This window comes from Elusimicrobiota bacterium (genome assembly GCA_016722575.1).
Lineage (GTDB): Bacteria > Elusimicrobiota > Elusimicrobia > FEN-1173 > FEN-1173 > JADKIY01.
On sequence record JADKIY010000006.1, the window covers coordinates 14,785 to 40,685 of the forward strand.

The following is a 25,901-nucleotide window of genomic DNA, read 5'->3' on the forward strand; positions in this document are numbered from 1 at the left end:
ATGCAAAATCCCCGTCCCCGACGATTTCCCGCGCGGAAATGCGCGTCCGCCTTCCTGGCGGCCGTTTACGCTTTCACCAACGTTTTCGCCGTTCACGCCGCCGAAAAAAGTTTCTGGCAGGACCGCCGTTCGGCCCGGGCTCCAAAGCCGGCGGCCCTTCTCGCCCAGGCGCCCTTGTCCTTCCCCGCCCTGCCGCCGGTGGGAAGCGCCCTGGCTCCCGCCGACGCCGTCGCCGCCGACCTTCGGAAATTGCCGTTGACCTTCGACCTCGTTTCCGCCGTGATTCCCTTCGCCACCGTTCGGGAAGCGTCGGAAGGCCGGCCGGGCGCCCCCCTGGTCCTCCTGGTGCAGGACCTCCACACCGACGACGCGGCTCAAAAAAACATCGGGGGCCTGTTGTCCGCCCTTTCGGACCATGGGGTGGCCCTGGCCGCGGTGGAAGGCGCCTCCGGGCCCTTGGATTTTTCAATTTATCGCCGGCACCCGTCGCCCGCGGCCCTGGCCGCGGCGGCGGAGCATTTTCGCGCCGTCGGGTATTTGAGCGGCCCCGAATGGGCCGGCCTCACGTCGCCCGGGGCGTTGACGATGGTCGGGGTGGAGACCGCCGAGCTCTATCGCGCCAACGTCAACGCCGCCCGGGCGTCCGTTTCCCAGCGTCCCGCCGTCCGGGCCCTTTTGGAGGATTTGCGGGGGAGCCTCGCGGCGCTGAAGAAAGCCGCCTATTCCCCGCGCCTTCAGTCGCTCGACGAGGACGCGGCGGCGTATCGCGCCGGCGCCCGGGGCCTGGCCGACCACGCTCGATTCCTCGCTGACGGGTTGAAAGGCGAAACCCCTCCCCGGTTGAAACAATTCGTCCGCGCCCTGGAGTGGGAGAAGCGACTCGACGAGCCGCGCATCGAGGGGGACCGGCGGGCGCTCCTGGATAAATTGGCCCGCACCCTGGACGCCGCCGCCTTGGAATCCCTGGTGAACCAGGGCGTGGCCTACCGGGCCGGCCGCTTGACCAACGCGCAATTTTTCACCGCCCTCCGGGCGCTGTGTTCCCGGGCGGCCATCGACCTCGCCGCCTATCCCGCCTTCCGCGACTACCTGGATTACGTCGGCGCCGTGGAAGGCATTCACCGGATCGAACTCCTGAACGACTTGGACGGGGCCGAAGAGGCCTTGGTTCGCCTTTGGTCGACCACCGATCGGGAGCGGACGATCTGGGCCATGGCCGCCGACGTGGAACGCGCCTCGCGGCTGTTGGAGGGCGCCCTGTCGCCCGAAGAGTGGGGCGCCTACGAGCCCCGGCGCCCGGCCGTCCTTCAATTGCCCGAACGCCTGGCCGCCGCCGGCGCCCGAATTCCGGCCGCGTCCTCCGAGGATCTACGTAAACTCCTGGTTCCCATGGAAACTTTTTGCCGCGTCGCCCTGGGACGAAACGCCGCTCTGGCGCGCAACGCCTTGGCCGAAGGCCGCCGACGTAACGCGGGTACCGTGGCGTTGGTCGCGGGCGGGTTTCACACCCCGGGCCTTCGGGACGCCCTTCACGCCCAGGGGTGCGCCACCGTGGTCCTCACCCCCCGGGTGGAAAAAATCGACGGCAAACCCCTGGACGTCTTTGCCCGGGACCCCCTGCCCCTGGAAAAACTTTTCGCCGGCACCCGGATCGGTCTGGCGCCCGAAAAACTATTCTCCGATCCCGACGCCCTTTCGCCCGATCAACGGGCCCGGGCGGAAGCCCTGAAAACCGGATTGGCCGCCGGGGCCAACGCCGTGGCCCTCCGCGACGGCGCGGACCCCGCGGGGATTCACGAATGGTCCCAGGCGCTGGGGGCCGCCGGGCTTGAAATCGTCGAGGAGTCCGGCGAACGCCGGGCCGACGGCGTCGGCGTCGATCGGATGACGGTCCGCCGGGAAGGCGGTTCCCGGAGGGTCGAGGCGACCGCGACCCCGCCGGGGGCGACGGCGGCCCCCCCCGTTTTCCCCCCCCCCCCCGGGCCCCCGGGGGGTTTCCGCCCCCCCCCGGGGGCCCCGCCCCCCCCCCCCCCGGTTGTTGGGGTTCCCCCGCCGGGGCGGCCCCCCCCCCCCCCCCCCCCCCCTTTTCCCCCCCCCCCCGGGGGCCCGCCCCCCCCGGGTCCGCCGCCCGGCGGGGGGGGGGCGGGCCGCCCGCGGGGGGGGAGCGGGGGCGGGGCGCCCGGCCGGGGGGGGGGGGGGGGGGGGGGGGGGGGGGGGGGGCGGGGGGGGGGGGGGGGGGCGGGGGGGTGGGCCGTTGGGGGGCGGGGGGGGGGAGGGGGGGGGGGGGGGGGGGGGGGGGGGGCCGGGCGCCGGGGGGGGGGGGGGCGGGGGGGGGGGGGGCGGTGGGGTCGCGGGGGGGCCCCGGCGGGGGGGGGGTCCTCGCCGGCCGGGGGGGCGGGCGGCCGCCGGCCGGGGGGCCGGGCCCCCGGCGGTTTTTTTTGTGGGGCCGGGGTGGGTGGGGGGGGCGGGGGGGCCGGGGGGGGGGGGGGGGGGTGGGGGGGGGGGGGGGGGGCCGGGGGGGGGGTCGGGGGGGGGGGGGGGGGGGGGGGGGGGGGGGGGGGGGGGGGGGGGGGGGGGGGGGGGGGGGGGGGGGGGGGGGGGGGGGGGGGGGGGGCCGGGGCGCGGGGGGGGGGTTCTTCGGGGGGGGGGGGGGGGGGGGGGGGGGGGGGGGGGGGGCCGGGGCGGGGGGGGGGGGGGGGGGGGGGGGGGGGGGGGGGGGCGGGGGGGGGGGTTGTGGTTTTTTGGGGGGTTTGGGGGTGTTCGGGGGGGGCGGGGTGGGGCGGGCCGGGGCGCCGGGGCCCCCGGGGGGGCGCGGGGGGGGGGGGGGGGGGCGGGGGGGGGGGGCGGGGGCGCCCCCGGGGCCCGGGGGGGGGGCGCGCGGCGGGGGGGGGGGCGGGGGGGCGGGTGCCTCCCCCCGGGGGGAGGTTTTTTCCGTTCCGCCCGGGGGCCTTTGCGGCCGGGGGGGGGGGGGGGGGGGGGGGGGGGGGGGGGGGGGTGCCGGGCGGTGGTGGGCTGGGGGGGGGGGGGGGGCCAGGGCGGGGGGGGGGGGGGGGGGGGCGGGGGGGGCGGGGGGGGGGGGGGGGGGGGGGGGGGCGGGGGGCCGGGGCGCCGGGGCGGGGGGGGGGGGGGGGTTCGGGCCGGGGGGCCGGGGGGGGGGGGGGGGGCGGGGGGGCCTTGCGGGGTTTGTCGGGGGGGGGGGAGGGGGGGGGGGGGGGGGGGGACGGGGGGGGGGGGGCCCCGGGCCCCCCGTTCCCGGGGGGCGGCCCGGGCGGGGGGGGGAGGCCGGGGGGTGGGGGGGGGGGGGGGGGGGGGGGGGGGGGGGGGGGGGGGGGGGGGGGGGGGGGGGGGGGGGGGGGGGGGGGGGGGGGGGGCGGGGGGGCCGGGGGGGGGGGGGGGGGGGGGGGGGGGGGGGGGGGGGGGGGGGGGGGGGGGGCGGCCCCCCCCGCGGCCGGTGTTTTTTTCGCCCCCCCCCCCCGGCGGGGCCGGGGGGGGGGGGGGGGGGGGGGGGGGCCCGGGGGGGGGGGGGGGGGGGGGGGGGGGGGGGCGGGGGGCGGGGGGGGGGCGGGCGGGGGGTGGGGGGGCGGGGGGGGGGGGGGGGGGGGGGGGGCGGGGGGGGGGGGGGGGGGCGGCCGGGGGGGGGGGGGGGGGGGCCGCGGGGGGGGGGGGGGGGGGGCCCGGGGGGGGGGGGGGGGGGGGGGGGGGGGGGGGGGGAGGGGAGGGGGGGGGAGGGGGGGGGGGGGTTGCCGGCGGGCCGCGCCCGACGGGGCGGTCGATCTCGCCCCGGAATCCGCCTCCCCGGCCGATGGGGGTCGGCTGGTTCGGCTCCCACCGCCGTCCGGCGACAAGCCCTGGGAAGCGGCGGCCAAGCGGGCGGCGGCCCTGGCGCGCGCGGGCGCCGCCCTTCCGACCGTGTCCCTCCGTCCGGTGACCCACCGGTCCTATTGGACCCACGCCATCGTTTCCGCCTCGGGCGAGGAGTTGGGTTTGTTGTGGGTTCGGCCGGGGAGGCGGGCCCTGGCCCTGGCCCAAATTCTGACGCGCGTGAAGGGCCGGAACGCCGGCTACGCCGCCCTTTTGGAATTGGCCCGGTGGGCGCGGGAGTCCCACCCCGAGAACCCCACTCCGTTCCAGGTTTTCAGCGTTTCGAATCCCTGGATGTTCGCGGCGCTCCAATATGTTTTCGACCCCGGATCCATGGAGATCGCGCCCTACGACCGGAAGGATTTGCCGCTGAATCCCGACACCTTGGACTGGGACGATGCCCGGACTCCCGGCCACCCGCTCTTCGACTTCCTGACGGGCCCGGCGAACATCCTCGAGAGCCGCTGGCCGCGGTTGGGGATCCGGGGCGACTACATCAACCTTTTTCACGCGCGGGGAACCTTCGGCGCGGCCGCGCCCGGCGGCGTTAACGGGCCGGCGAGCCTCGACGCCGCCGGGGCGCCCTTCCCCCGCCTTTGGGTTTCGGCCGCTCGACGGCCGGTGAAGATCCTGCCGATCCGACCGTCGGTCGAGGCCGCGGCTTCCCCCTCGAAGGACCCGCCCTTTTTCTGGACCCACGCCATCCGTTCGGCCAACGGCGAGCTCCTGGGGAACCTCCGGCTCCTCCGGGGAAAAGACGCCCTGGTCTTGACCCACATCGTCGTGCCGGCGAGGGGGAGCAACGCCGCTCGATCCGTCCTCCTCCAGCTGGCCTCGGAGGCCCGGGAAATCCATCCCGACAACCCCTTCCCCTTCCACGTTTACACGGTGGTCAACCCTCACCTCTATGATCTCTTCGGGTTCCTTTGCGAGCCCGGCTCGTTGGAGGCGATGCCCGCCGACCCGCGGCAAAAGTGGCCGCGTCCGGACGACCTCTCCTGGTCCGGCGCCCGGCGGCCCGGCGATCCGGAATTCGACCGGCTGACCGGCTCCCCGAACCGCCAGGGGCGCTCCACCCGGGCGGGGGAAGTCGAGGAGTGGTTCGTCGAGGCCTTTCACCTCCGCGGGAAAATCCGCGCGGACCTGCCTCTCCTTTTACCTCGGGCGCCGCCGATCGGCGGAACAAGGCCCGAGGGAGGGACAGGGGCCTCGGTCGGCGCGGCCTCGGTTTTGTCGGCCCCCCGGGCGGCCGTTCAAGCGGCGGAGCACCAACTTTTCCTGGCCGAGCGTTACCGCGACATGGACGACGTGGTTCCGGGGTTCCTCGCCGCCCAGCGGGCCGCCGCCGGCTTTCAGTCCGCCCTGGCGGGGACCGACACCGCGCCCGCGGGGCTGAAGGAAATCGTCGGCTGGGGGGACGCCGAAAATAAAACCGCTCTGGATTTGCACGCCCGGGCCGAAAAGGGCCTCGTCGCCGCGAACGAATTGGTCCGGGAATTGGAACCTCGGGCGGCCCCGCGACTGGCGGTGCCCGCCACGCCGCCCCGGGAAACCGATTTGGCGATCGCCGAGGGGCCGTCCATGATCCGGGAGGTGACGGACCGTCGAAACGGCCAACCCATCGGTTACGTCTACCTGGCCGTCGAGGACGGACGGGCCCGGCTCCTTCATCACCACGTGTATCCCCACTTGCCCCACCGGGCCTACGAACAAGCCCTGTTGAAAGCCGTCCTTCAATGGGCCTGGGCCAACGGCCGGGACCGGCGGGTCGAAGTCTCCCAGGTGACCGACGGCTGGGTCTGGGTGGCGCTCAAGGACTGGTTGGGTTCCCTGGAGGTGATTCCCAGCGCCCGCTACCAAAACAATCTGTCCCGGGGGGTGGACCCCTGGACCGGAGCCCTCACTCCCGCCGACGGGGAGGCCTTCGACGACCTGGTGAGTTTCGATTCCCGCGGCGGATTGACGAGCCTTCCAATGGCCGTCCCCGTCGACGTGCGGGGCCGCCCGGGCCCCGACCTGGGCGGCGAATCGGTGACGCGCCTGTTGGACGGCCTCGTTTCAACGCTCGAGGCCGCGGATTGGTTTTCCCTTTATCACAATCAGGTTCGACTGCTCGTGGCCACGGGGGTTCTGCATCGGGACGCCCGGCTTTTCTACCCCCTGACCGGGGCCGACCTCCTCCCCGGCGCCTACGTCCGCCAAATTTGGACCGGCGATTTCCGACTGGGACTCCCGATGGTTTTGAACAATTACCAACGGGCCCGCACCGTTTCCCGCAGTATCGCCGAGGATTCCGGAACCCCTCCGTGGCCCGGGGTTTTGTCCCCCGACTCGATCGAACACACCCGGGCCGATCTGATGGCCACCACCGTGCTGGACGATTGGATCGCCCTGATGCGGCCCGGCGACGCCGTCTTCCTTCGTTTCCCTTTTTACTTTCTCCTGGAATGGAACCGCCGGGAGGGGGGCCGCCTGGAAGGCTGGTTTGAATCCTTCATTCGGAAAATCCCGGCCGGCGTTCCGGTGGTGTTGATCGAAGGCGGGTTGCGGACCTCCACCTGGTTGGAGCGCGCCCACCGGGCCTTCGCCCGGAACGGGTTCCGGCCGTCCATGGATTCGCGCCTTTTGCCCGGGGAGCGGGCGGTGTTGGACCGCGTCAACGACGCGACGGGAAAAGACGTCCCTCTTCAGATGTCCCTCGATCTTCATTTGAACATCGCTTTGGGCGGGGCCCTGTGGGTCTACGAGAAATTGCCCCAGCCTCTGGCGGCGGTGCCCGGATGGCTCCGGGGCCGATCGACGCCGGGCAACGTGTTGGGGGTTTTGGCCTTGGTCGCGACGGCGGGCGCGCTGTTCGCCGGTTTGCTCTCGCCGGAATACACGGCCCTGGCCCGCGGCGTTTCCGACGCCCTGGGGGCCCTGGGCGGGGCGTCCGAACCGGCGGCCTTCGCCATGGCCGTCGGACCATTCTTCGGCCTCGGCGTTTTGCGTCGGCGGGGCCCCGGCGGGACGGCGCCCCGCGGGCCGGCCCCGCGGGACGACCGGCCGGTGCGCGCCGGGTTGTTGGACGCCGCCCACGTGGCCTACGACGAAGCGGTCCGCCAGGCCCTGGACCCCGAGGGTCGACGCTCGGTGGGCCTTTACCTGGGCGCCGGAGCGGACCTCTCCAACTTTTTCCTTTCGACCAACGTGGACCGGGCCTACTTCCTCGCCCAAAATTATCGGAGCGTGGGCGAACGCCAACGCTTGACCGGGGACGTCTTTCGCCGCTTTCTTCAAAACTCGACGCGCTTCCTCCTCACGCACCCCCGCTGGTGGGCCGGGCCGGGGTTTAAAAAAAGTTATTCGGATTTTAAACGCCTTTGGGGATACGCCTACGGCCCCCACGTGTCCACCCCGGGTCGTTTCCTGGCCGCCTTGGCCGTCGAATGGAAAGCCCTGGGCGTGGATCCCCGTTCGGTGACGGCCTTCGAAACTCCCGACGGCCACCTCGGCGCGCGATTCGTGTGGGGCCACGCGGGCGAGGCGCCCCGGGAGCGGACCGTGGTGTTCATCGACGGGACGGCCACCGCGCCGGCGGATCTGGAGCGGACGCTGCAAACCCTGCCGGCGCTGGACATCGTTTACCAGCGGGCCGGGGAATTGATCCCGTTGATGCTTGAATCGGATCCCCGCTTGGTCGCGGTTTTGAATCGTCGGATGGCGCCCGGGGGCCGGTTCGCGATCAACCCCTACGCCCGCAACTGGGGCTCGCGCCACCCCATCGATCGAAAAACCGTTTTTCCCTTTCCCCTGCTCGAGGTGCCCATCCCCGACGAGGAGCGAGCGGCCGCCCGGGTGACGGAGCGACAGCTTCAGGCGGCCGGGCCCTTGGACCTCCTGGACGACACGTTCCCCCTGGACAACCCGTACGGTTTCCGCATGGCCCTCCGGGAAGCCGCGCCGGAGCGGGACCTCTTGGCCGAGGAGCGCGCCCCCTCCGCCGCGTGGGACCTCTTCGATTCCGACGTGGCCATGGACGGCGTGTCCGCCGAATCCGTCGATCCCCTCGCCCGGGACAGCGCCGGCTGGGCCCGGGAGGCGCAATCCGCCGTTTTGGACCTCGTTCGAAACGCCCCCTTGACCCCCGAAGCGCGGACCGCCCTCGAACCCCTCGTGCTGGACTATTTGTCCCGCTACAACGCCGACCATCCCCGTCCCCACGATTTCTCGGACCTGTTCCCCCGGGGCCGCCGATGGATGAGCGGCGACCCGGCGGTGAATTTTTCGGACCATCGGGTGCGGGGAAAGCTGGGGTTCTTGGGCAACGACGAATTCCTGGAGGCCCTGAAGGCTCTCTTGATCTTCCGGGAAGCCGCCCATCAATTGAGCGCGGGAGCGGACCGTCGCCGTTCTCCGGCGGAGCGCTTGGACGTTTTGCACCGGCAATACCTCCGGCTTCGCCTGGCCCGGGCGCTGATGGCCCGGCCCCGGGAGGGTTTCGACCTCGCGCCCGCCGCCCGGATTTTGGACGACGCCTTCGCCCGCGTCCGGGAGGCGGTCGATTGGACGGACCGGTCCATGGATTTCGTGGATTTGCCGGCGCTGGTGGAGAGCGAGCGTTTGATTTTGGAGGAGGAGACCGCCGGGGGGTACGTGGCGGTGCGCCTCCGGGTCTCTCCCGAGATCGAAAAAATGGGGAAGGTCTTCGCCTACGACGGCCTCCTTTTGACGGGCCTGCGGCATTTCGTGGAGGAGGCCGTCGAGGTGGCGGGCCGCCGCGCGACGAGCGAAGTGGATTGGGTCACCTTGAGCCTTTCCCTGACCCGCGCCAACGAACTTCGGGTCGGCGTGCGCACCACCCTCCGCCGGGAAGGGGCGTGGACGGCGGACGCGCGTTTTCAATCGGCGTTGGAATCCGTGGGCGGCGACTGGGGCCCCCGGGACGGCGATCCGAACGCGGAGGCCTGGTTCACCCTGCCGGTGTTGAACGCCCCCGTTCCCGACCTGTCTTGGAAAAACCGTCTGGTCATCGTTCTGGGCGGCTTGGCCGGAACCCGCAAGGAGGCGGTGGCCCGGTCCCTGGCCAGCCGCCTCGGGCTCCGCTACCTGCGGGCGGGATTTTTGATGCGGGTCGTTCTCTACGAGATGCTCACGCGCTATCGGGGGACGAATTTGACCGACCCCGAACGGGTGTCCCGCTACGCCCGGTCCATTTTGGCGGAAGTGGATTTGACCCGGGAGCCCCTGCGCGTGGGGGGCGCGAGCACCGCCGAGCCCGACGGAGAGGGGGCGACCTACCGGGACCGGGTGCGGGCGTTGATCGACCGATCGGCGGAAAACACGCTTTGGCTCGATCGCATCGCCGGCTACCCGGGCGTCCAGGAAGCGTTGGTGGAAAAGATCGGCGCCACGTTGGACCAGGCCCGGTCCGCCAATCGTTACAACGGGGCGGTGCTGGTGGTCACCCGGCCCGCGCTCGCGGACCGTTCCCCCGAAGGGGTGGTTCCCTTTTTCCTCGAGGCGGACGACGCCCTTCGGGCCGAACGCACGGGCGTCGCCCCCCGCCGCCTCGCCGAGCGGGACCGGGCGTCCGGCGTCGTCGGGCTCGAGAAGGAATTTCTTTCCTCGATGCGGGTGGACGCGAACCGTTCGGTGCGGGAGGTGGTGAAGGACATCGCCCGCCGTCTCCAAGGGGCCCACCAAACCGAAGCGGGGTTCTATCGGGAATTCGTTGAAACCCACGGATTGAAAGGCGGCCGGGGGGCGGACATCGCCACCTCGTCCCACTTCGAACCGGCGATCGGCCTCCGGGCCGGAGGCCTCTCCACGGTCTACGCCGTGGATTTCCTGAACGGCGCTCCGAAACAAATTGAAGACGGCGTTTGGTCGATTCACGGCGACGCCACGGACTTGAGCGCCACCCCGGAATTCGGCCGGGGGAACCTGGACCTTCTGGTGTACAACGATTCCCTGCAGTATATCGTCGATCCCCACTATTGGCACAACGCCGCCTACGTCAAGGAAAATCCCGGCGCCTGGGAAGGCGACGACGGGTTCACCCTCCGCCAGGACCTCCTGGACCGGTCCATGAGGGAAGCCCGGGAAACCCTCCGCCCGGGCGGTCGAATCTTGATCACCTGGACCGCGGCACAAACGCCGGAGGACGGCCGGACCGCCCCCTTGCTCGGGCGCGACGCGGGCGAATTGCTGCGTTTCGCCGGTTTCGTCGACATCGAACCCCGCGCGCTGGCGCCCGGCCGCTTCGTCGTCACCGCGGTCAAGCCCCGGGCCGCTCCCGCGGGTTCGGTCGCCGCCCAATCCCTGGCCGGTTCGGGCTTGGAAAAATGGCGGGGCCGCGGCCCGAGCGTGTGGGGCCTTCCCCGGGGCACCTGGGCCCACGGCCTGTTGACGGTCGGCGTCGTGCCTTTTCTGGAGGAAACGCTCTTTCGAAACGGTGTTTTCAGCGCCGGGGCCGGTCAATTTTTGGGAGCCGTGTTCGCCCTCCTCGGATTAAACGGCGGGGCGTGGATTTCGGCCGCCCAGCTTTTCGTCGCCGTGCCGGGCTTCGTTTTGGCCCACCGTCTTTTCAACCGGGAGTCCTGGCCCGCGACGTTGTCCCGGGCGATTCCCGCCCTGCTTTTTACGGGATTTTATTTCCTGGCCCCGACCTCCTTCCTTCACGTTTTTGTGCACGCGGCGTGGAACGCGGCGGCGCTCTATCGGCGGCGCGATGGCGTCCGGCCGGGCGGGCGGTGGACCGACGCGGTCCCGCTCATGTCCACGCTCGGCGAAACCTCGCCTCCCGTGGAGCGCCTCTACGATTTTTACCACCGGGTGTTTCGCCGTTCGCCGCTTCGGACGGCGTTCGGCCGCGCGGCCGAAAGCGTGGGCGCCCGGGCCTTCGTGTTGGACGGCGATTGGCCGGACGAGCGCGGCGCTCCGCCGTGCCTGGACGTGTTGGTGTCCGTTCCCGAAACCCCCGGCCGCGGTCCGGCCGCGCCCCTCTTCCAATTTCTTCGCGCCGCCCTGCCCCGCTTGACCGAATCGACCGGGGGGGTGATCACGGACCTTCTGGGAAGCGATGGGATTCGCCGGGGAACCTTGGTGATCCGCGGCGGGCAACGGGGCCGGGAGGTTCGGGTGCCGATCCGTTTTTACGCCACCGCGCGGCCCCCCGCCGAAGGTCTTCGCGCTTTGCTGGGGTCTCCCCGGGAATCCGACGATTTGGGACGGCGATTGCAACGCCTTCGCTATTTCGGTTCCGAACCGGAATGGTCCCGGCTCTTCGAGGAATACCGACGGGTGGTCCGCCTCGGACGCAAGGGCCGGGAATTGTCGGAGGCTTTGACCCGGGCCGAGGGGCAAATGCCGCCGCTGGGGGATCCCGAAAGACCGTTGAGCGAGGACTCCGCCGCCCGGGCGATGGACCGCTTGGAGCGCCCCGTCCACGAACCGGCCCCGGTGGCCGCCACGGGGGGGGATCTGCGGGAACGCCCCGAGGTGTTGGACGATCTCCTCGCTTTGGTTCGGGCGGGTTTGCGCCTCGACCCCGCGGCGTCGATGGAGAATTTGCCGGCCCCGTTCCTGGCGGATCTGGACCGATGGAACGCCCGGGGCGAGAGCCTTCGGCCCCCCCGGTCCGGGAACGTCGAATTCGTGCGTCAAAAAGTCCGCCTTTTTCGTTTCGGTCCGTTGCCGGCCGGGGTTTCCTTGCCCGTCCGGGTGGAATGGCGCCCGGGCCTGGGCTTGGTGATGTGGGCCGGGGACGAGCTGTTTTTTGATCTGCACCGCCACCGGGAGCGCGTGGCGGCCGGCGAGCTCGGTTCCTATTCGCCCCGGTCGGCCGAAACCCTTTCGTCCCTGGCCGACGATCGGGCCGTTCAGGCCAAACGACAGAGGTTGAACGCCCTTTTGGCGGCGCTCTTGAACACCGACCGCCCCGAGAAACAGCTTTTGGTCGAGGTCGAAGCGCTTTCCAAAACGGGGGTTCCCCTTCCCGTGACGACCATGGGCGAAGACCGGATGCTCTACACCACGCCCCGGTCGGGACGACCGCTGATTTTCCAGTCGGACGCCTTGACCGGCGATGTCCAAACGGTTCGTCCCCGGTGGGTGGACGGGTGGGGGCCGGTGATGTTGGTCGAAGGCGATCAAGGGGTTCTGGCCTACGGCCTCGAACGCTACCGCACCGCCCCCGAAAAGAAAGGGCGGACCAACGCCGATTTCTTGGAGGCCTTCGCGTCGGTGGCGGAGGCCGATCGGGAACTTCCCCGGCGTTTGGCCTTTGCCCGGGCCGTGTTCGAGTTCTCCCGCCGGGATCCCGCGTCGGTCCCCGCGGAAGAGGCCGCGGCGGCGGTCCGGGCCTTCCACGCGGCCCCGCTCGTTTTGAACGTTCCTCCGTCGGGCCTTTTGCCCCTCCGGTCCCCCCGGGCGGCGGCCGGCGAGGCCGTCGCCCAAAAATACACTTTGTATTTGGAACGGGCGACCCCGGGGCCCAATCGGGCGACCTTCGAATTCGACGGGTCGGCCGGGGTTCGTTTTTCGCTCACGCCGGTGGCCGGGGGAGACCCCGTGTGGTACGCCCCGGACGTTTTGCGCGACGGCCGCCGTATGGCGTATCTCCGGCCCACCACCGAAAAAGGGATGGAATGGCGCCGCCGCCGCGCCGTGGTCGAACGGTGGCGGGCCCTCGCGGCCGACGCCCTCTCCCCGCAATTCCTCTGGCGGACCGAAGAGCCGGCCGACGTCGCCGAAAAGCGGAAAACCTTCAACGGGTTCGGCGCGGTGCTCCGCACCAACGGCGACGGGGAGCTGTCTCTTGATTTCCCGGCGGGGTTGGGGGGAATCCTTGAAATTCACACGTCCAACGCCGCCTTGGCGCCGAACGCCGACCACCGGGTGTCCCTGGAATGGGTGTGGGGAGCGGGCCTCCTCCTGTTCGTGGAGCCCGCCGACGGCGGCCCCGTTTCCGTTTTCGGTTTCGGGGGCGTTCGTCGCGCGCCCTGGGCGGGGGTCACGCGGCCGCGGATGTCCCGGGTGGGCGAGGGAACCTACCCCACCGCGGACGCCGCTCGATCGGCCCTGGAGAAAAACGCGGTGTTGGTCCTTCGTCGGGCCATGACCTTGACCGGGGGAGAGGCGGAGGGGGGCGCGGGCGTCGACCGGTTGTTCGAGGCTTTCAACCGCCTTCCGGCCGCGGAGCGGGAGGCGACCGTCGGCGTCAACAACGTCCTGATCCTCAACGACCCCTTCGACGGCGGAACGGTCCACGCCAAATGGATGGGCGAGACCGGCACGGTGTATGAAATCCGCCTCGTGAACCATCGCCGCCTGGGGCCCGTGGCCGTTTTCGTTCTCCGGCGGGCGCCGCGCCGCTCCACGGCGCCCGTCCGCGTGTTGTGGGACATTCCCGACGCCCTCGGGCGTTCCCACCGCCGCGGGGGCCGCGCGGTCGAATTGTTCCCCGGCGCCCGGTTGGAAACCGTTCGGGGGTTGCCGGGGGTGTTGGCCCGCCGCGCGGCGGAAATCGTCGTCGATCCGGTGTACGGCCGTCGTCCGCCGGAGGACCTGCCGGTCGGCCCGGCGTTGAGGCGTTTTATTGAAAACGCCGTGGGCGAGGCCCGGGGGAGCGCCCCCCGGGGGCGGGTTCGCGCGGTGGTTCTGACCGACGGCGCGAACATTCTGGGCGGCGCGGAGGCGGCCGCCGATCTCCTGGTCTTCTTCGACGGCGTTCCGGCGGGCGGGGACGGGTGGTTGCGCGACGAGGCCTACAACGTTTTCCGCCAACGCCTGAACGGCCGCTACGGCTACCGCGTGGGGCGGGACGGATCTTTTCTCGTGCTCGGCCGGGGGCGCGGCCGCTCCTCCTCCGTGCGCGTGTGGATCGGCGGGGGGACCCCCTGGGGGGGATTCCTCCGCTGGGCCCGGGAATCGTTGGACCGCGTCCGCGAAAAAGCCGCCGACGCGCGACGCGGCCGGGAAGTCGAGACGACGGCGGAGGCGCGCTCCCTCGTGTTGGACGCCCTCCGGGTGGACCGCTACACCAACGGCCCCTTGGACGAATTCCATCGGGTTTTGTTGTTCGGCGAGGCGAAAGGCCGCGTGGCGCCGAACGCCTTCCCCGTGGTCCTCCGGAGCGAAGCGTTTCGAATGTATGTGGAACGGCTGACCCTGCGGCTCCGGGGTTTCATGGGGTCGGACGACGCCAAGGCGAACGCCGCTTTCCTGGAAAAAATCGATCGGGGCGCGGGCCGGCCTTCGTCGTTGCTCAACGACGCGCTGGTGGGCCTCGCCGGGCGGGGGTTCTGGGGGCAGGGGGCGTACGCTTTCCTCACGGTCTTCTTCGTCCCCTGGGTGGAGGAGTGGATCTTTCGACGGGCCGTATTTGATTCCCCCTTGTTGGGCGCCGCCCTGTCTTTGACGGGGTGGGACCACGCGTCCTGGTTGCCGCTTTTTCAGTGGTTCATCGCCGTCCCCGTATTCGTCGTGGCCCACCGCGCCTTCAACAAGGAATCCTGGCCCGACACCCTGACCCGCGTTCTTCCCGCCCTGCTTTTCACCGCCGCCTTCGTCGCGGCTCCCGGCGAGGAATACAACACCTTCCTCCACGCCTTTTGGAACGCCGCCGTCCTGGTCTTCGGTCGGGGCCCGATGATGTCGATCCCCGCGGGGGTCTCCCCGGCGCTGGCGACCCCCGTCCTGGCCCCCCCGTACGTGGAATACGCCCTGGCCATCCACGGCGTCGTCAACCCCCGGAACCGGGACCCCTTCACCGCCCTCTACGGCGGGGCGGGCGCCGACGTGTCCAACGTCTTTCCGGCCCTGAACCCCGTCAACGCCTACTTCGTTTCCTTCTACCCCGATTGGCTCACGCCGGACGCGGTGCGGCGTAAATTCGCCGCCGGGTTGGACGCCGAGGATCGGGAAACGCTCGCGGATTACCAACAGGCCAAACGCCGTTACGGTTTTTCCCGGGCCGATTGGCTGGAAAACCAGAACCGAATCCTGCTCGCGCTGATGGACGAGTTGGAAGGCCTGGGGGTTCCCGCCGACAAAGTCCGCGTGGGGGAAACGGCCGCCGGCCGCCCGGTGTTGATGTTCCCCTGGCGCCACCCGTCCGATTCGGCGGCCCGGCGGCGCCGGCTGGTCCTCGTGAACGCCGACGTGACCCGGCCCGAGACCTACGCCGACGTCTTGGACGCCCCGGGTTCGCCCTGGACGCCTATTTCCAAAACGCCGGTCTCGAAATCCCCCGGGCGTACCTCGCCGGCGAAAACTCTTTCCTGGCGCGCGGCATCGCGGACCGGGCCGGACCCCACGGGCTGTTTTTCGTCACCGACGATATCGTCAATTCCAAAGTGCACGGGGTGATGGACCACGCCAGAGACTTTCCCGTGGCCCGGGCGGAGCGTCGCTACGTCCCCGACGAATCCCGCTGGATGGGGGAAATCCTCAAGACCCGCCACGGATCGGAAGAGGCGACTTCGGACGGCGTCCGGCCCGGCCGGCTCAACGACGCGCATTCCTACGGCGCGCTGAAGCGCGTTCGATTCCTTCCGGGAAACGTCCGCGAAGGCGGGTCGGCGTTGTGGACCGCGGGCTCTCTTCTGGGGGCGTTGGCCGCCGCTCCGGCCGCCTTGGCGGCGGCGACCGCCCGTCTGGCGGGGCGTTCCGGGCGGGGAAAATCAACGCGTTTTCCCTCGTTGGGCTTTGGGGCGCTCCTGGCGGCCGCCGGCGGCCTTCTTTGGTCGCCGGACCTCTGGGCCGCGGCGGCCGGCGGCGGGGACGGGATCAACAGTTTATGGGCCATGGCGCCCGCTTTGGCCGCCGTCGCCGGGGGCCGGGGGTCGGAGCCGCCCGCTTCGCCCCTCTACGATTTCAAGAAAGACCGCTTTAATTGGGAGCGGTTCTGGGCGGCGGTGGAAGCGGCCGCCCGCGCGACGGAAGTGCCCGTGAACGGCCATTCGGAATCCGGAACGCCTTTCCTTGTTCCCGGCGACTGGGACGGCCGGGGGTGCCCCGTGGATCTTCGCCTTCTGCTGGCCTACGATTTTTCCTCGGCCGAGGCGGCGCCTCAGGCTTTGCCCCGGGAAGCCGTCGCGGCGTTCCTCGGCCGGGTGGGCCAATCCCTTTCGGTCGCGGGCGAGTCGGTCCTCGGCGAGACCACCTTCCTCCCGGACGGGGTGGAGGCGCAGATTCATTTACGGTCCCGGGGCGGACGGGAATACAAAACCGTCCGGCTGAAAGTCCACGTGACCGGCGAGCGGCCCGCCCGGGCCTATTTGGCGGAGCTTCGCCCCGAGGCCGGGACGGATTTCTGGGGGTCGGTGCGCGCCCTGCTCCGGTTGGAACGGGCCTTCGGCGATCGCTCGGTTCACGGCGATTGGATGGAAAAATACGTTCAAGCGGTGCGGTTAAACCGGGCCGGGCGTTTCTTTAAGGAAAACCCCGAGGTCCAATCCCGCCGCCGGCAATGGACGGCCCGGGCGAAGGATTGGCTGGCCCATCCCGCGCGGCTGTCCCGGGAAGAGGCCGCCCGGTTGGAAGAGATTCTTCGGGCCGCCGCCGGCGATCTCCGGCCCGTCGAGCCGCCCCCGGCGCCCGCCGATTTCTCCGGCAATTTGCGGGCCGACAAGGACGGGCGGCGGGATTTCCTCAACCTTGTCTTCGACGCGCTGCCGCTGGACGTCGCCCTCGCCCCGGAGGAATTGCCCGACGCGTTCCGGGACGCCCTCGATCGATTCAACGCCCGGGGCTGGTTCTTCGTCCCTTCCTCCTCCGGACGGGTGGACCTGTGGTCGGGCGAGCGGGGGCGGTATTTCCGATTTGTCCGCTTGACCGGCGCCCCGCGCTTCGCCCTTCGCTGGGCCTGGCACCCGGGCGAAGGCCTGCTCCTTTACGGCGAGCGGCCCGGGGGCGACCCCGTCGTTTTCGCCGTCCGGCGGTACGCCGAAACCCTGGCGGGCCCCCAAGGAACCGTCGTTCTTTCGCCCCTTCCGACGGCGGATTTCGACGGGCTCCGCGCGCGGGCCGCGGAAGAGAAATGGCGGGAGCGCCTCTCCGTCCTCCTCCGGGACGCCGCGGACCCGACCCGTCCTTTCGACGAGGAACGCCGCCGGGCCTTCGACGAATTCGCCGCCGCCGGCTACGAAGGCAAAATTTACGTTCGCCGGAAAACCGACCGGGGCGACAACCGCTTTTTCTACGTGACCCTGCGAAAGGGGCAACGGCTGAATTTTCAGAGCGTGGAATTCCAGTCGGACCGCGTGCGGGCGACGCCCCTGGCGTTCCCGGGGCACGACGCCGTGCTGGCGCTCACCCTCCCCGGGGGCCGCACGTTGACTTTTTCGGTGGGGCCGGCCGTGGGCGCCCCGTTGGCGAAATCCGAGATCAACGCCGAGGGCCTCTGGGTCTTCGACTCGTTGGACCGGGCGCGGGCAGAATTGGCCGCCCATCTGGGCTTCTCGGCTTTTCTTCTTCGATGGGGGTCCCGGTCGCCGGCCGATCTCGCGGAGGGTTTGTCGGAGGAGGCCGTTGCCGCCCAAAACGCCGACGCCCCCGTCGTCCGCATCGGGTCCTCCGGGGAGGCGTACGACGTCCACGGTCCCCGCACGCGGCGGCTCCTGAAATTCAACGGATTGCCGCCCGGGACCTACCGGCCCCGGGTGGAGCGGGATTCCCTGGGCCTTAAAATCGTGTTTGTCAACGCGGACCCGGACGGACCGTCCATCCCCTACCGGGTTCCCCCGTTTCCGGTCGAGGGCGACGTTCAAAACTTTTACAGCGCCGGGGAATCCGGCGTGGTGCGGGTGGAGAAATCCATGCTCACCGAGGCGTTGGAGCCTTTCGTTCAATGGGCTCTTTCCCCGGACGCCCTGGCGGAGGACGAGGAACCCGCCGATCGCCAACGGGAGCGCCGGGCGTTCAACGCCCGGGCGTTCACGGTGACGACGGACGAAACGGGGCGCCTGCCGTTCAGTTTTTCGGAAGCCGTTCCGGCCCCCCGCAAGGCGACCGCGCCGGACGGGGTTTTGTCCGCGGGGGCGACCTATCGCCTCTCGGTGGAGTGGCTCTGGGGGGCCGGTCCGGTTCTGGTCCTGTCCCGCCGCGGCCAGGCGCGCGTTCTGGCCTTCGGCCGTTGGCGGCGACTGTGGGGGTCGGGCCAAAAGACCGTCGCGCTGGATTGGGTCGCCGACGGGACGAGCGCCCGGGCGGCGTTGGCCGCCGCGGAACGGACGCCGGCGCTTTTGATCCGCCAGGCCGAGCGTCTCCGCCTGCATCCCACGGGCGCCGCGCTGGAGGATTTTCGCCGCCGGGCGGATCAATTCAACGCGGCCGAAGCGCCGCGAAAGAACGACGCCAGCGGACACGCCTTCCTGGACGATCCTTTCGACGGCGCCCGCTGGGTGTTCCGCCGGCTGGGCGACGCCGACCTGACCCACCGCCGACACATCGAGTGGCGGCCGGGCGTGGGCCCCGTGGTCTATTTCCTCTACGACGGACCGCGCCGGCTTCATTTCGGCCGGGTCAAAGCCTATCTCGATCTTTTCCGTTCCCGATCCTGGTCCAACGGGTCCGAGCGCGTGGACCTCTGGCCGTTGAAAAAGGCCCGGGCCGAAACGTTGGAAGCGTCGCGGTCCGTGGTGTCCCGGGCCGTGGACGAATTCGTGGCGGATCCGGTCTTTGGCCGCGGAACGGAGCCCAACGGCCCCGACGCCGGCCGGTTCCTTCGTTGGGTGGCCGCGGCGTGGGCGTCGGCTTTGGGGGGAACGACGAACGTTCCGGACGTCCTGGCTCTTTGGAGCCCTCGGCTGACTCCGCGAATCGCCGAAAGCCCCGATCATTTTTATGTTCGACTGTCGGCGTCGTCCGGGTCCCAGGGCCGGGACGCGTTTCGGGCGGTCCTCGGGAAAATCCTGGGTCGGAGCCGACGATGGACCGTGGAAGTTCGTAACGAACGTCTGATCCTGACGGCCCGGCCGCTGGAGCCCGGGGACGCGCCCTACCGGTGCGACGTGCATCTCACGAGCGACCGCTTTTTTGATTTCGCCTGCCGGTTCTTCGGGGATCGGCTTTCGGAGGTTCGGGAAACGCGCCGATCCGTCATGGCCGCGGCCGGCCACGGCCGGCTGGACGAATGGCATGGGCCCATGGTCGACGCCCTCAAAACGCTGCGTTCCGCGGCCTACTATTTCGGCCGCCGGGTCAACGTCCTCGTGACGGCCCTGGGTCCTTTGACGGTGGGACGACCGCAAGGCGCCTGGCGGCAGGTGACCGGAAAATATTTCAACTCGGCGCTTTTCAAACTGTCCCATTTGGTTCAAGGGCTGGAGCGGGTCGAGCGGGATTCCGGGAAGTCCGAATTTGAACGCCGCTACGCCGCGTCGACCAACCGCGGGGCTTACGGCCCGGCCTGGCCCCTGGATCGGGACGACGTGTTGGTCCGTTTGGCCCAGCGGGCGCGCGGCGACATCGACGCCGCCCGCCGGGGGGAGCCTTCGTCGGCCTCCCGTTGGCCGGCGCACCTCCCCGCGCTCACCGGCAATGAAAAAGGCCGGGTGTTGGTGATCGACTGGGGCGGGACGCGCGTCAAGTTCCGGGTCGTGGATTTGGAAGGCGGGGGCGGCTACCGCCTGGGCGACGCGGCGGAATTCACCTTCACCGCCGCGGAAAAACGGGGACCGGGGGACCGCCTCTTCGACCGGGTGGCCGAGGCGGCCCAAAAGATCGCCGCCGAAGCGCCGGGCCTCGACCGGGTCGCCTTTGTTTTTTCCTTCCCCGTGGAGCCCACCGCCCTGGACGCCGGACGATTGACCCGGTGGACCAAGGAAATCACGGCCGCCGGGGTGGAGGGCCGGGACGTGGCGGCGCTGTTGCGGGAGGCCCTGGCCCGACGGGGTTCCGCCCTGTCGGTGAACGCCCTGGTCAACGACGCCGTGGGCGCCTTGGCCGGGGTTTCCTACGCCGACGCCTCGGGCGGCGGCGCTTTTGCGACGGCGGACGCGGGCCTCATTCTGGGAACCGGGGTCAACGCGGCCGTCCGTTGGGACGGCGACGCGCACAACCTGGAGCTGGGCCAATGGGACCTGGGCGCGGCCCTCCGATCGGCGGACCCCGACGGCGCGGCGATTTGGAGCCGGGTCTTGTCCTTGAGCCCCACCCTGGAAAAGGAAGCCGCCTCCCTTTACCTCGGGGAAACCCTCCGACGGCAAATTCTCGGCGACGCCCGGACCGAAGGTTGGTCGGCCGGAACGGCCCTGGAACACCCCTTCCTTCTCCGAGCCGAGTCCCTGTCGGCCGTGGCCGCCGACGCCTCCCGGGAGTTGAAGGTCGTTCGCGCTTTCGCGGTCAAGACCCTTGGAATGCCGGAGGCCGCGGCGACCCCGGAGCGCCTCCAACGGCTTCAAGCCACGGTGCGGGAGGGAGTGGCCCGTTCGGCGCGCTGGGTGGCGGCCGCGGTGGCCGGGGCGCTGTTGTCGGCCGATTCGTCCGGTCGCCCCCGGTCCCTGGGCGTGGATGGCCGTTTTTACGCAAAATCCCCGGGCTACGCCGAGGAATTTGAGCGGTCCCTGCGGGCCGCCCTCGGGGCGTCGGGTCCGGCGGTTCGCGTGCGATATCTGGAGGACGCCACCGCCCTGGGCGCGGCGGTCATCGCCGTGGCCGCGCCGGAAACGCCGGGTTCCCCGGGCCCCGCCCCGGGGCCGAAGGATCAGCGGGGCGGCGCGAGCGTTCCCCTGTTGCTGGCCGTGGCCGCCGTCGGTTTGGCCGCCCTGGCGTTGGGCGTTCCCGCGGATTGGACGTCCCCGGCGGCCGAGGCCTGGACCCGGGCCCTCGACGCCGTGAGTCTCGGTGGGACCCTCCTTCCCGGAGCGGCCGTCGCCATGGCGGTCGGCCCGATCGGGACGCTTCCCGGCGCCGGTCCCGCGCCGGTCTCCCTCCGCGACTGGTTGAGCCGCACCGTCCCCGAGGAAGTGCCCCTCCGGATCGCGGATCTCGGCGCCGGCGACGGCTCCTTCGGCCTCGCGGTGGCCGAGGAGCTCATCGGCCTGGGATTCCCGTTCGAAAGCCTCACGAGCATCGACCGCCGCGTCTCCGCCGAAGGCCGGCGGCACGGGGTGATCGAAGGGGACGTCATCGAAATCGAAGACCGTTTGCGGGCGGGGCTCGCCGACGGTTCCCAGGACCTGGTTTTCATCCACCGCATCAACGATCTGGCCCTTTTGGCCCCCGCGCTCGACATGCTCAAGGACGAGGGCGCCCTGGTCCTGTCCTTTATGGACAACGACACCGACCTTCAACGCCGGGCGCCGGCGTTCCTGGCGCGCTTGTCCCGCACCGACCCCCGGTTCACATACCAAGCCAAAGCCCTGCCCCTTTCCCCGGACTCGGCGCCTTCCGGCGAACCTTCCCGGTCCCTGCCCCGGTGGTACGTGATCCGCAAAATCCCGCGGGACACGGGCGGCGATCGGTCGGCTTCCCTGGAATACCCCGCGGGCAATCTCCTTCACACGGTCTACGTCCGTTACGATCTGGCCCTTCACGCGCTCCTGCCCCCGCGCGGGACGGAACGCCGGGTGCTTTACGGCGGCGCCGGCGTCGACGTCTCCAACGCATTGCTTTCCACCGACGGAGATGAAATTCACATGCTGGCCGATTATCGCGGCCTGACCCGGGCGCTCCTGGACGCCGAGTGGGCCCGGGACCCCGAGGAATTGCGCGCGCTCACCACGCCCTACCGGATTTTTAAATACGAACAGGGGTGGGGCCGCTACGAGTATCTGGAAACCCCGGCGGTGGTGGCCCGGCATTTGTGGCGGGAGTTCGTTTCCCTGGGGATCGATCCGGCCACCGTCGGCCGGCAAACCGTCGGGAACGACTTGGTCCTTGATTTCACCTGGCGCCACCCCCGGGAACCTTCGGCCCGCCATCGCCGGGTGGTTCTGCAAAATATGGATCTGCTGCTGGACGCCGGAAAAATCGATTGGGATTTCGATGTTTATTACCAGCGCGCGCCCATGCGGCTGCCGGATCATTATTGGAAACCCGACAGTTACCCGGTGGTGTTGTCCCGTCGCCTGCGCCCCGGGGGGGTGTTCCTCACCGACGACATTTCCGATCACGGGTTCCTCGGGGGACGGCACAACCGATCGGGTTACTTCCCCCTGGTCGCCGAGGAAGTGGCGGTGCCCTCCTCCGCCGGCGAACCGTATTACCTTTCGGTTCGGCGGGCCCGCGAACCCCAAAACGCCCACCCCGAATTCCGGGGCGACTTTCGATCCGCCGAGGGGTACGGTTGGCACCTCCGGTTGCGCCGATTTCCGGAGCACCCGCCCCGCGCCCGGGTCATTCCGCGAACGCCCCCTTCCACCGTTTTGAAGCTGTTGGCCGCGGTCGGGACCGGTTTGGCGGCCTATTTTCTTCGGGACACCGCCGCGGGGGACCTGGTCGCGGCGATCCCCGCTTCGCTCCTGTGGGACAACGCTTGGACGGGCGCCGTGTCCTTGGCCGTTTCGCCGTTTTTATTGGGCGCCCTCGGCGGGCCCGCGGGGGAAGAGAAGGTCCGCCTTCTGTCGCCGGCCCGGGAAGCCTACTTCGATCGGCTCCGTCAAGTCGTGAACACCGGCGGCACCGTCCTTTACGCCGCGGGCGGCGTGGACCTCTCCAGCGCCTTCCGGATTTGGGCGCCGTCCAAATTGATCCTCGTTTCCACCACCCGGCTCCCCCGGGCCGAGGCGGTGCGCGCCGCTTTCGCCGAGGCCTTGCCCCCGGCGGAGACGCCGTACAGCCGTCAAAAGCGCCAACACGGTTACGCCCTGGGCTCCGACATGACGATGCCGGCCAACGCGCTTCTCGCCCTGGAAGCCGAATGGCACGAATTGGGGGTGGATCCGAAAAGCGTGATCGTTTCCTCCGACGCCAAGGGCCGCCTGGTTCTCTTTTTCCAGTGGGAAGGGAAGAACCGGGTCGTCTTTTTGGTGGAAGCCAAGGCCCAGGATACGGAGGCCTACGCCGACCTTTTGGAGGACGGTCTGGACGGCTATTTCCACAAGGCCGCCATGACGATCCCCTTGAATTACCCGTCCAAGGAACCCTTCTGGGGCTTGGTCGGCCGCGCCCTGGCGAAAAAAGCCCCGGCGCCGGGGAAGGCCAATCTCCTGACCGACGATCAGGGCAAGGCGCCGGCCGCCCTCGCCCGGGACCGGGCCGGGCAATTCCCGCTCACGGCCCGCCCGGCGGAAATCCCCGGGGAATCCGCGCTGTTGGCGGCCCTTTACGGCGTCTCCCGAACGGGGGACGATTTGTCGTGGCTTTCGACGGACGACGCCTACGGCACCCGCCTGCGGGCCCGGACCTTGGAGGGGGACGGCGGTCTCCCGGCGCCGACGCTCCAGCCGAAGGAGGCCGCCGCGGAGTCCGCGCGGCCGTTGCCGTCGGTGGACGTAGAGCCTTCGACCGACGGGGGCCCGTGGGTGTTGAAACACGGTGGAAGATTCATCGGCGAGGCCGCGGTGTCTTTGACGGAAGACGGGGGGGCGGTGGTTCGGGGTCTTCATATGGAGGATTCTTTCGACCGTCCCGAATGGGACGCGGCCGCCCTGGGAGCGATCGCCGCCCGCGTCCCGGGAGGCGAACTCGAACTGAGGACTCTTCAAATGGATTTCCTGCGTCCGCCCTGGGTCCGTCTGTTTGATTCGTCGACTTTGCGGGTCCGGCGCCTGTCCGATCCGGCGTCGGATTGGACGGCTCCGCCGATATGGAATTCTCCGGGGTTTTACCAATGGCTCGCCCGGGAAAAGATTCCCTTTTTAAGCGGGGCGGTCCTGAACGGTTTCGCGGTGCGCGGCCGGTGGCGGGGCCCGGAATCCCGGGAGGGAGAAACGTCTTTTGCCACGGACCTGTTGCACGACGCCTACGTCCGCCACGATCTGGCCGTTCATTCCCTCATGCCCCCGCGCCCCGCCGACGGCCGCCGGGTCCTCTACGGCGGTTCCGGGGTGGACGTTTCCAACGCGCTTCTGTCCACCGACGGCGACGAATTTTTGATGGTGTCCCATCATCGCGGTTTGGATCGATCGGCCGTCCAGGGCGCTCGGGGATTGGGCGCCGCGGTTTTGGCCGAAAAATCGGATTTTTACCGACGGTTTAAATATTCCAGCGGCTTTGGCCGGGTCGATCGGTTGACCCACGCGAACGCCATCGCCGCTCACCTTTGGGCGGAACTGACCGCTCTGAGGGTGGATCCCGACGCCGTCCATTTCGACCAGGAGGGGAAGGACCTGGTGTTGGAATTTCCTTGGCGCCATCCGACGGGCGGCGCGGCGCGGCCCCGGCGGTTCGTGTTTCGGGACAACGATCTCTTGAAAATTGCCGACCGCTTGGATTGGCCCTTTGACGTCTACTACCAACGCGCCGGATTGGATTTGCCCGCCCGCTACCGGGATCGTCCGAATTTCCTCGTGGCTTTGTCCGCGGGGATGCGGCCCGGCGGGCTTTTTGCCACGGATGATTTTTCGGACACTGTTTTCGGCTCCGTGCGCGATCATCGGAAGGATTTTCCGCTCGACAGCGAAGAGCTCCCTTTGCCCGAAGACCCCGACCGGCCTCATTACCTGGCGGTCCGCCATGCCGGAACCCCCGCCCGGCCTTCCGACAGCGATCGAGGGATCAGCGAGGGCTACGGTTGGGATGTCCGCGTTCGCCGGCCCCGGACGTATCCGCCCCAAGCGGCTCCCGTTTCAACGGCCCCCGCCCGAAAAGGGTGGGGCCCCCCGTTGGCCTTCTTCCTGGCCGGCGCGGCGGCGCTGGCCGCGGCCCATTGGGGGTTCGGCGATTTGTCCCAGGGCCTGGCCCTGGCGGGGGGCGTCTTTTTGGGTTCTCTCCAACCGGTCGTGACCGACGAATTTCGCCTGTTGCTGGACCTCGCCACCGATCCGGGCCGGACCGCCTCCCCCGACCGGACGGGTCCGGGTCGTTGGGCCGCGGGGCAGCCCCGGGCCCACGAGATTCGATTGGCGTACAAACCGACCGCCGGTCCCCGGGAACGGACCCGCATGGCTTATTTCAAAACCAGCGTCGGGGGGCGGCCTTTTTCCCTGTCGCTGGCCGGGCCGCCGCCGGGCGTGCACCGGGTTCGTTTCTCGAGCGACGAATTTTGGCCGCCCCTCCTTTATTTGTCGGATCCGGCCACCGATCGCACCTGGGCTTTTTCCCTGGAACCCTTCCGTTCCGGCCGGGCCCGGAACGGCGGCGGTTCGGCCGCCCTCCTGGCGGACCCTTTTGAGAGCTATTCCGACGCCGCCCGGGAAGCCCCCGAGCGGGTGCGTCTGGCCCGATGGCTGAACGACCGGCGGAACGGCCGGGCGGTCCCCGCGCCGGGCGGCCTGTCGGTGAATCTCGTTCTCGGCGGCGAAGCCCGAAGCGGCGGGGCCTTGGTCGATCCGGCCACGGGCAATCGCTTGATCCGACTGGAAAGCCGCGCGTTCACTCCCGGCAAGGCCCGTCTGGACGTCGCGGGGGAGGCGCTTCGGGTGACCCAAGGGGACCGCACGGTCTTTTTCGAATTGGACGACGTCGTCCGTCAATGGGGCGGAAAACTGGAACGCAGCCCCCGGGAATCCCTCGCCCACGCCCGGGCGAAGGAGGGGGACCTGGCCACGCGAAAGAGGTTGGCGCGCCGGATCGGCGATTTGGTGGCGGAACCGGCGGGCGCGCCCTCCGCCGCCCTGGTTCGGGACTTGGGATCTTTCAACCGCGAGGCCGAGGAGATCCTGGTTGACGGTTCGGGCGTGCTCAGTCTGTTGCTCCCCGCGGAAACCGCCCGACGCCTTCGCCGGAGCGAACGGGCGCATTTGACCGTCGCGGGATTTCGTCCCGGCGGCGCCTACCGCCCCCGCTTCCAGTTCGTGGCACGCCGGGGTCCCGTGTTGGTCCTTCAAGACGCCGCGGATCCGCTGAAGCTCCACGCCTTCGCCCTGGGCGGACTTCGCCAGGCGGAAGACGGCAAGAAAATGGGCGGGTTGACTCCGCTCGGCGTATTTCAAACCCCGTCCCAGATCGAA

General features: G+C 70.3%; 2 protein-coding genes (1 of these 2 running past the window's edge). Both read left to right on the forward strand.

Translation table 11 applies throughout. The annotated features are described in order from the left end of the window. On the forward strand, positions 1-15,213 hold the full coding sequence (locus IPP68_10020) for a hypothetical protein (protein MBL0350689.1): 15,213 nt from the start codon (positions 1-3) through the stop codon (positions 15,211-15,213). Further along, positions 15,213-25,901, forward strand: the 5' portion of a protein-coding gene (locus IPP68_10025) for a hypothetical protein (protein MBL0350690.1). The gene runs 2,967 nt beyond the window's last position; 10,689 of the gene's 13,656 nt are visible here — the first part of the coding sequence; the start codon lies at positions 15,213-15,215; the stop codon falls past the right edge of the window. The genes IPP68_10020 and IPP68_10025 overlap by 1 nt, the downstream gene beginning before the upstream one ends.